This is a genomic window from Laspinema sp. D2d, from assembly GCF_025370755.1.
Lineage (GTDB): Bacteria > Cyanobacteriota > Cyanobacteriia > Cyanobacteriales > Laspinemataceae > Laspinema.
Window position 1 is genome coordinate 263,809 of sequence record NZ_JAMXFC010000003.1, and the last position, 15,637, is coordinate 279,445.

Sequence of the window (15,637 nt, forward strand, 5' to 3'; positions counted from 1 at the left end):
TCATATCAAAAATTGTCAAGTTTGGCGCAAAAATAATTTCCTTATTTTTTAGCGCCTAGACCCGGTTTCTGGGTGGAAAACGGGCGATCGCACTTACCGCTTGAGGGCCAGGGTCAGTCCATCGGCGATCGGCACCACACTCAGCGAGATCCGCTCATCCTGGAGTAACTTAGCATTGAATGCTCGAATCGCTTCTGTACTGGCATCCTGAACCGTTGGGTCCGCGACTTGCCCCCCCCACAACACATTATCAACCGCAATTAACCCGCCAACTCGAACCAGTTGCAGGGCGCGTTCATAATAGTTGTCATAGTTTTGCTTATCCGCATCAATAAAGGCAAAATCAAAGGTTCCCGCTTCTCCAGATTCCAGGAGGCGATCAAGGGTTTCCAATGCGGGAGCAATTCGCAAATCAATTTTATCTGACACCCCAGCCGCCTGCCAATAGGAGCGTGCCACAGTCGTATAATCTTCGCTAATATCGCAAGCAACAATTTTACCCTGTGCCGGGAGAGCCAAAGCCACCGCCAAGCTACTGTAGCCGGTAAAAACCCCAATTTCCAGGGTTTTGGTGGCCCCCAGTAATTGCACCAACAGAGCCATAAATTGACCTTGTTCCGGTGCAATTTGCATTCGTGATAGGGGATGAGCGGCGGTTTCCTCTCGTAAAGCGCGTAGAATATCCGATTCGCGCCCCGAAACTGAGAGGAAATAGGAGTGGAGGAGATCGTCTAATCCCAAGGTTTTTTTAGTCATGGTTAGGGCGGGTTAAAGATGGAGTGTAATAACGGGAATAGATCTATAGTAGAGACTAAAAGGGGAGGATAACATGAGTGGCATCCATATTAAACCCATATTGAGAGCGATCGCCCTAACCCTTTTAATTGGGTTATTGAGTGGCTGTAGTATTAATTTAAGTCTGACTGGATTTCAGCCGACGCAAGAAGTTGTGCAACGGGCGATCGCCTTGGAATTGAGTCAAAACAAAGCCGAACTCCGCAAGCATCTGACTGAGCATGGGCAACCGGAGAATCCCATGCCTAACTATGAAGTCAATCGGGTGGAGATTTGGGAACAAGACCCGTTGAAAATTGATGGACTGTTGGCTTACCATGTCCAAGGCACTTATAACCTGACCATTCAACTCCCCGAAAAACGAGTTACTGATCGGAAAAATAACTTTGACCTCTATTTGCAACGGCAGGCAGAAGGAAAAACCTGGCGGATTGCTAAACCCACTGGGACTGATGAACAGGATCATCAAACTTGGGCGACTTATTTGATTAAGCCCCCAGGCTATATGTAAAGAAATGCTGAGATAGACTGCCTATAAATCCTGGGTCCATTGGCATAAATCCCAGTGAAATTGGAGTTTGAGCCGGTCCGGTTGAAATTCCGGGGCGATCGCCTCCCGCAGGAGTTTCCCGTGGTATTCCCCATAGGAGGTTTCCCGCAACTCGGGAGAAAACAGCACCTTCAGAGATTGGGGTTCGATCGCCAGCAAATACAGGTCAAACAGGGTATGAATATCCGATCGCAACAGTAACCCCGACGAAGGATCCGTAGAAGGATTGAGGTCATTAGCTTTGAGGTAAACCGCTTCTAAAACGGGTTCAGCATTGCACCCCGTGACAGCACAACAGCTATTGTATGCAGTCAGGAGATTTTGCCGAAATTCCCCAGGACCACGGCGATGAGAAATAGCGATACTCGCACTGTAAAGATACCTGTGCTTCCCCAGGGGTATTCCCGCTTCTGGGAGAGAGACAATTCCAACAGTGGCAGAGGACAAACCCTTGCCATTCTCCGGCGGTAAGGGAGGAATCAGCAGCGGTAAGGGGTCGGGAGTACCAGGGGACTCCGCTTCTGGAGATTTCAAAGGCGATCGCCTTGCCTTTCCAGGAGGCAATCCTTCCGGTGAACCCCCAACTGTACCCCCAGACGAGGATAAGCGCGAGGTTGTAGAGTACCCATTCGCGATATCCAGTAAATCTTGTTTCCTTTGATTCGTCCTCGGTTCAACCGGGGAAGTCGGGGCAATCTCCGAGGGATGCCGGGGGTCTGCAAGCGAACCATTCGGCAGTAGCACTTGTTGTAAGCTATCCCCATTCGGCAACTTGGCCCCTTTCAGGTTAGCCCCTTTAAAAGAAACTCCCAGCATATTCTCGATCGCTGGCAACTTGGCATCGGTCAAATTGGCCCCATCAAAATTGCTCCCAAACAACTTAGCATCAGTCAAATTAGCCCGTTGTAGAGAAGCTTGATTAAGACTGGCCCGGGTCAAGTTGGCCCCCATCAAGTTGGCCTGTTCCAGGGTTGCCCCTTGAAAATTAGCCCCTTCCAGATTCGCCCCGGTCAGATTCGCCCGGGAGAGGTTCGCTTCTTGCAGCTTCCCCCGTTGAATATCCGCATCGGATAAATCCGCATCCTGGAGCATTGCTACCCGCAAATCCGCCCCATTCAGGTTCGTCTTGTCCAGATTGGCATCTTGAAACTTTGCCAAACGCAGACAAGCATCACGCAGATTGGCAAACGAGAGATTCCCTTTAATCACCGTTGCCCCTTGAAGATTGGCTTCACTCAAGTCTGCCCATTGTAAACAAGCTCCTTTGAGATTCGCATCTTTCAGGTTAGCTTGGTGCAAAACTGCATCAGATAGGTTCGCTTTTTGGAGGTCCGCCCAAGACAAATTGGCTCCTCTAAGATTTGCCCCTTGGAGTTCGCCCCAGCGAATATAGGCCCCTTGAAGATCCGCTTCTTGGAGATTAATCCGCTTGAATTCTAAGCCACTAAAATCCGCATTTCTAAAGTTTCTACGCCCCTCTGCATAAAAGTGTATGACATCTTTTAAGCTGATTTTATCCCCCATATCCCCAGTCTCCCTTCTTCGTTATCATTATGAATTGTTTTGAAGGAAATGTTCAGGACCTATCCTGATTTGTAGACGGCGATCGCGCGGGAACGGATGAGAGTGGGGGTGGGAATGCCCAGGGTACTCTCATCCGGGTGGGTGTAGCATTGAGGGTTTGGAGTGGGGTTACAACAAACCCGAAGATTCATACAGCCGTCGCAACAGGGCCAAAATTTTCTGACCATACTGGAGATCCGCTGCCCAGCGGCCACTGAGTTGTTCCAGTAAAGGGGCGATGCCACGGGCGACAAAGCGAAAGCGGGGATCAACCTGTTCCATCACCAAGGGTTCAATACTGGCGTAAGCTTTCAAATGTTGGATATGGGCGCGAACCCCTATTCGGGCACTGGGGAAAGAAGCGGCAGTATTCCCGCCACCCACAGAACCCAAACCGGCAAAATTGTTTTGGGTGGGTTGGATTTCCCCATTAAAGCGCAGAAAGTTCGTTTCCAAACACATTTGACAGAAGGCGATATCATAATTGATCCCTTCGATCGCCGCTTCTTCGCGGTAGAGTTTGGGAAGGTCCGGGAACTGAACGATCGCCTGGGGATTGTTGCCTTTGAGAAAGACAATCAGTTGCACTTCTGAGGTGTTGCCATGTCCCACAATGCGATCGAGATAGCCCGGACAAATTTGTAAAATTGATCGCAGCATCACCGTGCGCGTTCCCCCATCCCACGCGACTGAGATATTATGTTCCCGCAACTCAATCGCCCGGACATATACAATATTTCGATAAGTTAGTCGCCGAATCGCTGTATTCGTGGACAGGTTGACTTTAAAACTATCCGCCACATCAATGGGAATATAAGCATTCCCATTAATAATCACGCCCTGTTCACCATAAATCTGCCCATTAATATTGATATTAATTGGGGGATAAGTGGGGGGCACGGGATTGGAAGTCGCTGGAGGCACCGGGTCCGGAAGGGCAGTACCAGCAGCCCAAGCCCCTAGCCCTTCAGCAATGCCGATCGCAAAGTCCCGGCGACGATTTTGGAGTAAAGACCGGTCCTCGGGGTTCGTGAGAAAACAAACCTCCATCAACAAAGAGGGGATAAACACCCAGCGATTGAAGGGTAAATTGCCCAAGCTAGTTGCCGTATCCGGTTGAACCCCCCGATTGGGAAGTTGAGGAACCCGCCGCAGTAAACTCAGCAGCAGTTGTTCTGCATTTCGCTTCCGTTGGTCATTGTTGGTAATGTAGTAGACGCTGGCTCCACGACCTGTCGGGTTAGCAAAGGCATTGGCATGGATTTCCAGGGCCACATCTCCAGCCCTGGCGCGGCTGTTAATCCAGGAGATAGACTGACTCATGCTCAGGTTATCGGGAACGGTTAAAACTTCTACCCCCGGGCGCGATCGCAACTCCGTCACAATGGAATCCCGCAGGAGAATCATTTCCCGCGCTTCCGTTGTTCCCCCCGCGATCACCCCGGGATCGACTGCGCCATTCTCATAACCCCCGTGACCGGCTGAAATAAAAATTCTGCCCATATTTCTAATTTAATCCTGTGCACCTGTTTCCATCTATCTTCATCAACTCCGGTAACCAATCGGTGATACTAGCACTATCAAAACGAGTTAATCTTAGGTTTTTTCCCAGGGGGGTTCCTTGCGGAGTCGGTTTTGCCCCCTGCCGCCGGATTTGTGGGAACAGTAGCATTCAGACTGAAATGATAAATTGCAGAGAAATCACGGATGCCATCGGGGTTCTCTAGGGTGTAACCTGGATCAAAAGGACTCAGCCTAAATGGGGGGTGTCGTCGAAAACATCCTGATCCACTTGGGATCAGCCGAGTCGGTCTATCATTGCTGGATAAAATGGCAGCTCGGTTTGCAGATAAAGCGAGGAACAGTTGAGAGACTCAAAATGCAGTGGATCAAGTGTATGAACGATCCCGAAGACCGGATCTCAATGCACCCTTCTCGGCCATAAGGCCCGGAAAAATGACTGCCCCTAACCGACTCAACCTGTCCCTGTTGGATCTCGTCACGAGGAAAAGTATCGCAAACATGGCTGAGTCTTTTACTATACACCTGAGTTCACCCGTTCTGAGGCCCGAATCCCCGGCTCGATTCATGCAAGAGTTCCACCGCGCTGATTTAGGGAGACAAATTGCCCAAATCCTCCTGACGCAAACCGAGACCGGGAGCGTATTGCGCGGCATTCTGGAATGGGTTAGCTCTTTATTCACCGCCGATTGTTGTCTGCTGGTGGTTCGAGACCCCCAAGCCCAAGGTCTCCAGACCCACATTTTGCAATCCCTAGGCCCCAATGCCCCGTTCTTGCCCGAAGAATTGGCAACTCTGCAAAGCGTCAATTGGTTAGAAATCTTAGCCGGTGCAAACCTGGTGGCGATTTCTGATACCCAGAGGGTTTTGAGGGAGGTCTGCGGGGCTGAGGCAGGGGCGGAGGTGCCAATAAGCAGAGTCTTGGGCATCACCACCCGATTTCAGGGTGAGATTAATGGAGCCATTATTCTTATGCATGGATCTCTTAGCGCCCGGTCAGAACGAAAGAGGGCCTCAGCGGCGAGGACCCAGGTGGAAAATTTGGAGCAATCCCCGGGGTCCTATTGGACCTCTATGGAAATGATGAACCTAACGGCCCTATCGGAACAAGTGGCGATCGCCTTCAATCAGGTCCTTCAGACTCAGGCAGTCGGGTCCTTAGAACAACAGGTTCGCCAAAAAGAAAAATATCAAACCCTGATCCACGAGCTCACGATCGCAATTCATCGCGGGGCCGATATTGAACGAATACTTCAGATGGCAATCCCTAGTCTGGCTGAAACGTTGCAAGCTGATCGCGGTCGCATCCTGCTCTTAAAATATGCTGACCCTCTGTTTAAACCAGGCGTCCAGCCCAGCAACCGCCTCGCCGCTTCCCGAGACGGTGATTCCGAAAGGTCCCCCGATTCAGCAACCTCGCGCATTCCTAAAGCCAAAGTAACAGTTGTCTCCGACAGTATCCCCCAGACCCAAGAGGATTTGGAGTCTTTCACCCCCCTTTCTGAGGGTCAGTCCTCCGGTGCAACGGGCGATCGCTCGTTTTGGTTGTCCGAATGTTACTGGTGTCAGCAAGCCTTTTTAGCGGCCCCCAATTCCTTGGCAATCAGCGATCGCCGTACTCTACTGGCCCTCAATCCTGAGATTGGCACCTCTCCGATCTTCTCTCCAGAAACCATGCCCGCCCTACTCACCTTTCCCTTAGTCGGGATTCCCAGTGCTGGATCCGGTCCGGGCAAGGTTTTGGGCTTTCTCGTCCTCGAACACAGTACACCGCGACAGTGGCAAGGGGAGGAACTCCGTCTGGTCGAATTAGTGGCGGCACAATTGAGCACCGCGATCCTCCACCGGCAAACCATGCAGCAAGTTCAGGCATTGGTCGAGGAACGGACGGCTCAATTACAGCGCTCTTTGGACGTTCAAGCCAAACTCTACGAAAAAACCCGTCAGCAAATCGACCAACTGCGCCAGTTAAACCAACTCAAGGATGAATTCCTGACCACCCTCTCCCACGAACTCAATACCCCCCTCACCAGCATGAAGGTGGCGATCCAGATGTTGCGGCAACCGGGAATTACCCCCGATCGCCAAACCCGCTATTTGGATATCCTAGAGTCGGAATGGCGGAGAGAAAGCAATTTAGTTCGCGATTTGCTCAAACTTCAGGAGTATGAGTCCAATCAAGCGACCATTCATGTCCAAAACCTAGACTTGAAACTCGTCCTCACCGAAATCACCAACACGTTCCAGGACAAATTTGAGGAAAAGGGATTAAATCTCAGCTTGGAATTGCCTAAACGCGCCCCCAAAGCCCTCGGTAAGAAATTTTTTAAACTCAACACCGATGCTGAAAGTTTTGACCGAATCCTTCACGAACTGCTCACCAATGCTAAGAAATATTCCGACCCCGGGACCACGGTTTATTTACGAGCCTCTCATCAAATTGATGTACAACAAAACCAAGTGATTGTGACCTTAACCAATACGGGTGCAGGAATCTCTCCCGAGGACCTCCCCCATATTTTTGAAAAGTTTCGTCGGGGTCAAGGGGTCACCCAACAGGCGATCGGGGGCACCGGCTTAGGCTTGGCCCTAGTCAAATGTTTGGTGCAACACCTCAATGGTTCGATTACCGTCTCCAGTGAACCCATTAAAAACTCCACCGCTTGGGAAACCTGCTTTACCCTGACCTTACCTCAATTGGTGGACAGTTCCCTCCCTTAGTCCCTAGGGAAGGGGGTTGGGGGTTTAGGTCTCTTTCCCCTCGGAATGGAACTCCCCTGGGCTCGGTTTCATGTTTTAATAAAAAACAGTAGGGTAGGCGATCGCCATCCGATGGCTGAGATCGTACAATTTGAGGGAAAGAAATTGTCGCTTGTTCGGGGTGAATTCACATCGCTTGACCGAAAAATGGTGGTAAAGACAGCACCGAAACCACTGCGGTGGCAACGCTCTAACTATTCCTTGGTAGGGCGTCAGCTTGATATTTTTAGCTCCGCTGCCCAGTTTATGTTCTATTTGTGGTGGGATAGCAAGGTGGCTCGTAATGCCCCCCATCACCGCTATCGGCGGGCCGAATGGTTGGTGGGAACCCTCCTAGATCTAGGCCCAACCTTTATTAAAATTGGTCAGGCCCTCTCGACCCGGGCTGATATTCTGCCCAAAGAATACGTGAAAGCCTTGGCAACCCTCCAGGATCAAGTTCCGGAATTTAGTTCCGTTGAGGCGATCGCGGTTATTGAATCGGAACTCGGTAACTCCCTTTACTCCCTCTTCCGCAATTTTGATGAATTTCCCATCGCGGCTGCCAGTCTGGGTCAAGTGCATAAAGCTCGCCTCCATACGGGGGAAGATGTGGTCATCAAGGTCCAACGTCCCGGGTTAGAAAAATTATTTCAACTCGATTTTCAAGCCTTGCAAGACCTCGTGAAAATTTGCAATCGCTTTTTTCCCTGGACTCGCAAATACGAACTCCAAGAAATTTATCAGGAATTCGTTAATTTCCTCTCCCAAGAAATTGATTACGTTCAAGAAGGCAAAAACGCCGATCGCTTTCGAGATAATTTTAAAGATTACTCCAATATCATCGTTCCTAAAATCTATTGGCGCTACACGAGTCGCAAGATTTTGGCGATGGAATATTTACCGGGCATCAAAATTAACGATCGCCAAACCTTAGAATCCTGTGGCATTGATGTCAAGCAAGTCAATGTCCTGGGAATTTGCTGCTATCTTAAACAATTGCTAGAAGATGGGTTCTTTCAGGCTGACCCCCATCCGGGAAATATGGCAGTCAATCAGGAAGGGAGTATCATTTTTTACGATTTTGGCATGATGGCTGAAATGAAATCTCTGGCGAAAGACCGGATGATTCGCACGTTTTTTGCCGTCTTAAAAAAAGATACAGAAGCGGTTCTGGCAAGCTTAATTGATATGGGTTTAGTCGTCCCCGTTCCTGACATGAAACCCGTGCGCCGCATGATTACTTTTTTATTAGAAAATTTCACCGAAAAGCCCTTAGAAATTAAGGCTTTAAGGGAACTGCGCAGCGAGTTGTATGCGATGTTTCAGCAGCAACCTTTTCGCTTACCAGCCCAAATGACGTTTATTCTTAAATCCCTCACTACCCTTGATGGAATTGCCCGCACGTTAGACCCTCAATATAATCCGGTTGCCTGTGCTAAACCGTTTATTCGCCGGGTGACAATGGCGCGAGGTAAAACCAGTCTAATTAGCGGACTGACTCAACAGGCGCGAGAGTTTGTCCAATATCGATTACAACAACCCCGACAAGGGGAAATTATCCGCCGGATGGAACAGCGGATTGAACGGGGGGAGTTAGAATTTCGCGTCCGGTCCTTGGAAAGCGATCGCCTCCTGAAACGCCTGAATTTAGGAATTAAAAGTTTGATTTATGCCTGCGTCAGTGGCTTTTTTCTGGTGGCGGGTGCAATCCTGTGGATTGGGACCTATCCAGGCGGGGCGATCGCCTTCTTTACCCTCTCCGGTTTGACGGGTTTAATCTTCCTGCGCTCTTTACTTAATCTCTCGGTTCAGGAAAAGTTGGATAACCTCTCCGAATAGACGCAACAAGCTCGACTCCACTTCCCTAAAGAAAGAAAACCAACGGTTAACAGGCGCATTCACGAGCATTCCCGGCATTGCCGCAATGTTTTCCTTGTTCCTTCAACCAACATAAGGCCCTTGTCTTTCGGGGATTTTTGTTAATTGGGGTCAACATAGATTCTCCGGAACGGATCGGATAATATAGGTTTAGCCAAAGGGGAGTTTCCCACTCCCGCCAGAAGCGAGATCAGGTGCTTGCCGGAAACTGAGGCGGGACATTTTATCTTAGAGTGTCCGGGTTTTCGGTCATTGTAGAGACAAAATTGGCCGTCTGTTCATTGATTTGTGGGCTTAATTAGGAACTCTCCCTTAAAACTTTGGTTTTAAGGTGAGAAAATTCTGTGAGCCTTTTCAACGATTCATAACCTATAGGGAAAACCCACGGCGATCGCCATGATTCCAGGCTACCAAATTCTCGACCTCATTTACGAAAGTAACAACTCAATGGTTTATCGAGGGGTTCGCTTGGCGGATCACCAACCCGTGATCCTCAAACTGCTCAAGCAGGATTATCCGACCCCAGAGGAACTCCGCCGCTATCAACAAGAATATGAAATTACGCACAATCTCCAGCTTGATGGCGTCGGAATCTCACTTCAGTTAGAGAGGGTGCAAAATACCCCCCTGATTATCTTCGAGGATTTCGGGGGGGAATCCCTCGCCCACTGGAAAGGCGATCGCAGCTTAACCCTAGAAGAATTTCTCCCCATCGCCATTCAAGTTGCTGACTGTTTGGAGCAGATTCATGCGGCTCATATTATTCACAAAGATATTAACCCGGCCAATATTGTTTTAAACCCTCAAACTGGACAGGTAAAAATTATTGATTTTGGCATTTCCACCATTTTATCCCGGGAAAACCCAACCTTCAGCAATCCCAACCTTTTAGAAGGAACTTTACCCTATATTTCTCCGGAACAAACGGGCCGAATGAATCGGGCGATCGATTATCGGACCGACTTTTACTCCCTGGGGGTAACTTTTTATGAATTACTGACCAATCGCCTACCCTTTGAAAGCGAAGAACCCTTAGAATGGGTGCATTTTCACATTGCTAAACAGCCGGTTTCTCTTCATGAAGTTAATCCCTCCCTTCCCCACATTGTGGAGGAAATTATTTTTAAGTTGATGGCAAAAACCGCTGAAGACCGCTATCAAAGTGCACGGGGTCTTAAAGCTGATTTAGAACATTGTTGGCATCAGCTACAAACTAGGGGCATTTTATTAAATTTTCCTTTAGCTGGTCAAGATATTTCTGATAAATTTCACATCCATCAAAAATTGTATGGCCGAGAATCAGAAATTCAAACGTTACTCAGTGCGTTTGATAGCGTTGCGGCTGGCGAAGAGAATTCTCCCAGTCAAATGATGCTGGTTTCCGGCTATTCCGGCATTGGCAAATCTGCCATTGTCCATGAGATTTATAAACCTATCACTGAAAAAAAGGGATATTTTATTTCAGGAAAGTTTGACCAATATCAGCGGGATATTCCCTATAGTGCCTTTATCCAAGCCTTTACCGAGTTGGTGGAGCAACTATTAACGGAAACGGAAGCTCAACTACAGGAATGGCGAGAAAAACTCGGGTCTCAATTGGGGGCAAATCTTCAGGTGATTATCGAGGCGATCGCCGCTGTGGAATTGATTGTAGGGAGTCAACCTCCAGTCCCCACCCTGCCTCCGGCGGAATCGCAAAACCGCTTTAGATTAGTGTTTCAAAACTTTATTAAAATTTTCAGCACTCCCACCCATCCTCTAGCCATTTTCCTAGATGATTTACAATGGGCCGATCGCGCCTCCCTAGACCTGATCCAACTGCTAATTAATGGCTCAGAATCGGGGTTATTTTTAATCGGGGCTTATCGAGATAATGAAGTCAATGTAGCCCATCCTTTAATGCAGGCAATTGGTGCTATTCGGGACAATGGCGCGACGGTTAACGAGATTTTTCTCAACCCATTAGGATTACCAACGGTGACCACTTTGATTGCCGATACCCTGCACTGTGACCATGAACACGCCCAACCCCTTGCCGAACTCGTCATTGATAAAACTGGCGGCAATCCTTTTTTCCTCACTGAATTTTTAAAATCCCTTTATACCGAAGGACTCTTAATTTTTGATTATGAACAAGGAGTCTGGCAGTGGGATTTAGAGCAGATTCAAGCTCAGGAGTTTAGTGAAAATGTGGTAGAATTAATGGCAGGCAAAATTCAAAAATTGCCTGAAGAAGCTCAAAATATTTTGAAACGGGCGGCTTGTCTGGGAAATCAATTTTCCTTAAAAAGATTAGCCTTAGTCTGTGAAAAATCTCCCCGTAAAACTGCCTCCCTGCTGCATTTTGCCATTGCCGAAGGGTTAGTTTTACCCTTGAGTCCGGTAGGAGATTGGGGAATTGGAGTCGAAGAAATTCGACCTCCTTCTCACCCTGAAAGGGTCCCGCAAAAAGGGAATCGCCGCAATTTATTAGGAGAGTATAAATTTGTCCACGATCGCATTCAGCAAGCCGCCTATAGTTTAATTCCTGATTCTGAAAAAACAGCGATTCATCACCAAGTCGGTTACCTGCTACTACACCATACTCCACCCCATGAACAGGAAGAAAAACTGTTCGAGATGGTCAATGCTTTAAATAAAGCACAAGCGTTGATTCAGGAACAGGTTCAACGCCATGAACTCGCCCAGTTAAATCTTAGGGCGGGTCAAAAAGCTAAAGCTTCGGCTGCCTATCAACCGGCATTTAATTATTTAAAAGCGGGTTTAGAACTGTTAGCAGAATCAAGTTGGCAGACTCACTATGATCTGACGGTTTCCCTCTATATAGAAGCGGCAGAAGCGGCTTATTTGTGTAGTGAATTTGTGACGATGCAGCAGTGGGGAAATGAAGTGCTAAAACGGGCTAAAACCCTCATGGATAAAGTAAAAGTTTATGAGGTAAAAATTCAAGCGGATAAATCACAGAATAACTCCTTGCAAGCCATTACCACTGCTTTAGACATCTTGAAATTATTGGGAATCAAGTTTCCCAAAAAGCCCAATAAATTTCATGCATTGCAAGCCCTCATTCACTCCAAATTTCTATTTAGGGGAAAACAACCCCGGGATTTGCTGTACCTTCCACCCATTAGCGATCGCAACATCCAAGCAGCCATGCGCATTTTATCCAATATTGCAGCGGCTGCCTATGTTGCCTTTCCTGCTCTTTCCCCCCTGTTGGGATTTAAACAGTTTGAACTTTCCGTTAAATATGGAAATACCTCGGAATCTCCTCATGCTTATGCCATTTATGCTACATTTATATGCGCCCTTATGGGCGATTTTGAAATGAGCCATCAATTGGGTGAAGTAGCACTTCATCTATTGCAACAATTAAATGATAAAAAAAATAAAGCCAAGACGATTTATATTGTCAACTGCTTTTTAAACCCCTGCAAGATTCATATCCGGGAAACCTTAAAGCCCTTACTCGAAACCTACGCGATCGGGCTAGAAACTGGGGATTTACAATATGGGCCTTATGGTATCTATGTCTATTCTATTCACGCTTACTTTATCGGAAAAGAACTAACCCAATTGGAACAGGAGATGGGCGTATATAGCACAGAATTATTTAAACTGAAACAAAAAAGCCCGTTGCAAAAAATTCAATTATATCGACAAGTTGTTTTGAATTTAATCGGAAATTCTGAAAATCCGTCGGTGTTGAAAGGGGAAGCCTATGATGAAGAAACCATGCTAGTTATTCATGAACAAGCTAATGATCTCAATTGTTTAGCTTATCTTTATCTCAATAAATTAATTTTAGGGTATCTGTTTGAGCAAAGCGACTCCCTCCAGGAATGGTCGGAACTGACTCAACGCTATTTATCTGGGATCCGAGGGATGATTCTCGTACCCATTTTCTATTTTTATGATTCATTAATTCAGTTAAGCCAGCTAGGGGAGCGGGTTTCCTCCGGTCCAGGTAGTGATTCTGCTAAAAGAAAACAAATTTTAAAAAAAGTTGCAACCAATCAACAGAAACTCCAAAAATTTGCCCAGAGTGCTCCCATGAATTACCAGCACAAATTTGACTTAGTAAAAGCTGAACAGTATCGCATCTTGGGGGAAGAACTTAAAGCCATTAACGCCTATGAAATTGCCATTGCTGGAGCCAAAGAACAGGACTATGCTAATGAAGTAGCGCTGGCTTACGAACTCGCCGCTAAGTTTTATCTAGCAAACCGGAGAGAATTAACCGCAAAAGCTTATTTACAAGAGTCCCGTTATTGGTATTTGCGCTGGGGCGCAACTCGCAAAGTTAAACACTTAGATGAAACCTATCCTCAGTTACTACGGTCTAATAGCCTAATCACAGTTGATTCTCAAAAGACGATTTCCAGTCCGGGCAAAAGTTCGGGACATTTGCTAGATTTAGCCACTATTTTAAAAGCTACTAATGCCCTGGCAGGAGAAATTTTGCTAGATAACTTACTGGTCAAATTGATGAACGTTTTGCTGGAAAATACCGGGGCAGAAAAAGGCTGTTTGATTTTAAAAGACAAGGAAGAATTGCGGGTGGAAGCGTCGGGGGCTGTAGATAGCGATCGCATTACGGTCTTGCAATCAATTCCTGTAGACTATAGCCCGGATCTGTCGTCCATGATTGTCAATTATGTAGCCCGGACGAAGGAGAGCGTCGTTTTAAATCATGCCACTCAAGAGGGCAAATTTACCAATGATCCTTATATTGAACGCACTCAACCCAAGTCAATTTTATGCGTTCCCCTGATTGATCGCGGACAATTGATCAGTATTGCCTATTTGGAAAATAATCTCACAACCGATGCTTTTACCGGAGAACGGGTGGAAGTGGTTAAACTGCTTTCAGCCCAAGCGGCGATCGCCATTGAAAATGCTCAACTCTATGCAGAAATCCGCGCCAGTGAAAGCCGGTTAGCACAATTTTTAGAAGCCATGCCTGTGGGAGTCGGGGCAGTTGATCCCCAGGGGAAACCACAATATGTCAACCGCATGGCCCAAGAATTGCTGGGGAAAGGCGTTGCACCCAATGCCACTACGGAACAAATCTCTGAAATTTATCAATTGTATCGGGCCGGGACTAACGAAATCTATCCCCCGGAGGAACTACCTATAGTGCGAGCGTTGCATGGGGAAACCACAAACCTAGATAATATCGAAATCCATCAAGGGGATAAGATTATCCCTATTGAAAGTCGGGGAACGCCTATCTATGACGAAAAAGGAAATATTCTCTATGCGATTGTTGCGTTTCAGGATATTACCGAACGCAAAACGGCGGAACGGGAACGGGAACGCTTGCTGGCGGATTTATCTGAATTGAATACTCAATTGCAAAAAGCACTCGATGCTGAAGAAGCTTTGACTGAAGCCGCCCAGCGATTTGTGCCGAATCAATTTCTTTCATTCCTGGGATATGACAGTCTGGTAGATGTGAAAGTTGGGGATGCAGTGCAAAAAGAGATGTCGATTTTATTTACTGACATTCGCGATTTTACCACCCTGTCTGAAACAATGACGCCGGAGGAAAATTTTAAATTTATCAACTCCTATTTGTCTCGGATGGAACCCGCCATCCTGGAGCATCAGGGATTTATTGATAAATTTATCGGTGATGCAATTATGGCGCTGTTTGGTGGCGATGCTGATGATGCAGTCAAAGCGGGTTTGGCGATGTTAAATCGCCTTAAAGAGTACAATTTAGACCGCGCTAAGTCCAGCTATCCGCCCATTCAAATTGGGGTAGGAATCAATACGGGGGATTTGATGTTGGGGACGGTTGGCGGGGAAAACCGCATGGATGGGACGGTGATTAGTGATGCGGTGAATTTAGCCTCTCGGGTGGAGAGTTTGACGAAAAATTATGGGGTATCCCTGTTAATTACCCACCATACGTTTTTGCGGTTGAAAAATCCCTCAGATTATGCGATTCGCACGATCGCCCGCGTTCAAGTGAAGGGAAAATCGGAATTGGTGACGGTGTATGAGGTGTTCGATGCGGATTCGCTGGAGGTTAAAGCCGGGAAACTCGCTACCCTAGAACTCTTTTCCCAAGGGCGATCGCTGTATCAATTTGAGCGCTGGGCAGAGGCTGCCTCCCTCTTTCAATCCTGTCTGGACCAAAATCCGGGGGATAAAGTGGCGCAAATCTATTGGCAGAAGTGTCAAGAATTGATCTCCAACTCCATTAATTTAATTTGAATTTCGGGGGAGTTCCCCGGCTGCGGACCCTTGATTCTGCCATCAAAAAAGGAACTTCATGAAACATGAGGTTCCTTTCTAATCCTGCCGCACTGCGGTATAATACCCCCAGGGGAATTCGAATCCCCGTCGCCTCCGTGAAAGGGAGGTGTCCTAGGCCTCTAGACGATGGGGGCAGGTGTTTCGTGCTTTGTTGAGGTCGTCTCAGCGGTTGTTTTTCGCTTGCCCTCAGCACCTTTTATATATTAACCAGGTCGCCTAGTATTGTCAACCCCTTTTTCCAAAAAATTTTAGAGATTTTCCAGGAATTGCTGAAAAGCCTCTCACTGTAAAGGTTTGAGCGCCTAAATTGTTTTGGGGTTA

Annotated in this window: 7 protein-coding genes and 1 tRNA gene; 4 read left to right on the forward strand and 4 right to left on the reverse strand. The window is 47.4% G+C overall.

What is annotated here, in order from left to right; all coding sequences use genetic code 11:
* Positions 1-93 precede the first annotated feature (93 nt).
* Complete coding sequence (locus NG796_RS03650) at positions 94-756, reverse strand: class I SAM-dependent methyltransferase (protein ID WP_261204553.1); 663 nt, start codon at positions 754-756, stop codon at positions 94-96.
* 73 nt (positions 757-829) lie between these two features.
* On the opposite strand from NG796_RS03650, the gene NG796_RS03655 reads away from it, so the two are divergent.
* Positions 830-1,306 carry a hypothetical protein gene (locus tag NG796_RS03655; protein WP_261204554.1) on the forward strand — a complete coding sequence of 159 codons (477 nt, stop codon included), beginning with the start codon at positions 830-832 and terminating at the stop codon, positions 1,304-1,306.
* 21 nt (positions 1,307-1,327) lie between these two features.
* Here NG796_RS03655 and NG796_RS03660 read toward each other — a convergent pair whose 3' ends face one another.
* Both NG796_RS03660 and NG796_RS03665 read right to left on the reverse strand, forming a co-directional pair.
* Positions 1,328-2,869, reverse strand: coding sequence for a pentapeptide repeat-containing protein (locus NG796_RS03660; protein ID WP_261204555.1), 1,542 nt, complete (start codon positions 2,867-2,869; stop codon positions 1,328-1,330).
* A gap of 168 nt (positions 2,870-3,037) precedes the next feature.
* Positions 3,038-4,411, reverse strand: a complete 1,374-nt coding sequence (locus NG796_RS03665; protein ID WP_261204556.1) for an N-acetylmuramoyl-L-alanine amidase — start codon at positions 4,409-4,411, stop codon at positions 3,038-3,040.
* A 519-nt stretch (positions 4,412-4,930) separates the two neighbouring features.
* Between NG796_RS03665 and NG796_RS03670 the strand changes: the two genes are divergently transcribed.
* The 3 genes from NG796_RS03670 to NG796_RS03680 all read left to right on the forward strand — a co-directional run bounded on the left by NG796_RS03670 (position 4,931) and on the right by NG796_RS03680 (position 15,274).
* Positions 4,931-7,150, forward strand: a complete 2,220-nt coding sequence (locus NG796_RS03670) for a GAF domain-containing sensor histidine kinase (RefSeq protein WP_261204557.1) — start codon at positions 4,931-4,933, stop codon at positions 7,148-7,150.
* 186 nt (positions 7,151-7,336) lie between these two features.
* Entirely contained in the window at positions 7,337-9,010 is a 1,674-nt protein-coding gene (locus NG796_RS03675; protein WP_261204558.1) for an ABC1 kinase family protein, read from the forward strand.
* A 435-nt stretch (positions 9,011-9,445) separates the two neighbouring features.
* Positions 9,446-15,274, forward strand: a complete 5,829-nt coding sequence (locus tag NG796_RS03680) for an AAA family ATPase (RefSeq protein WP_261204559.1) — start codon at positions 9,446-9,448, stop codon at positions 15,272-15,274.
* Positions 15,275-15,377: 103 nt separating this feature from the next.
* Here NG796_RS03680 and NG796_RS03685 read toward each other — a convergent pair.
* Positions 15,378-15,450: transfer RNA gene (locus NG796_RS03685), tRNA-Glu, on the reverse strand.
* Between the last annotated feature and the right edge of the window lie 187 nt (positions 15,451-15,637).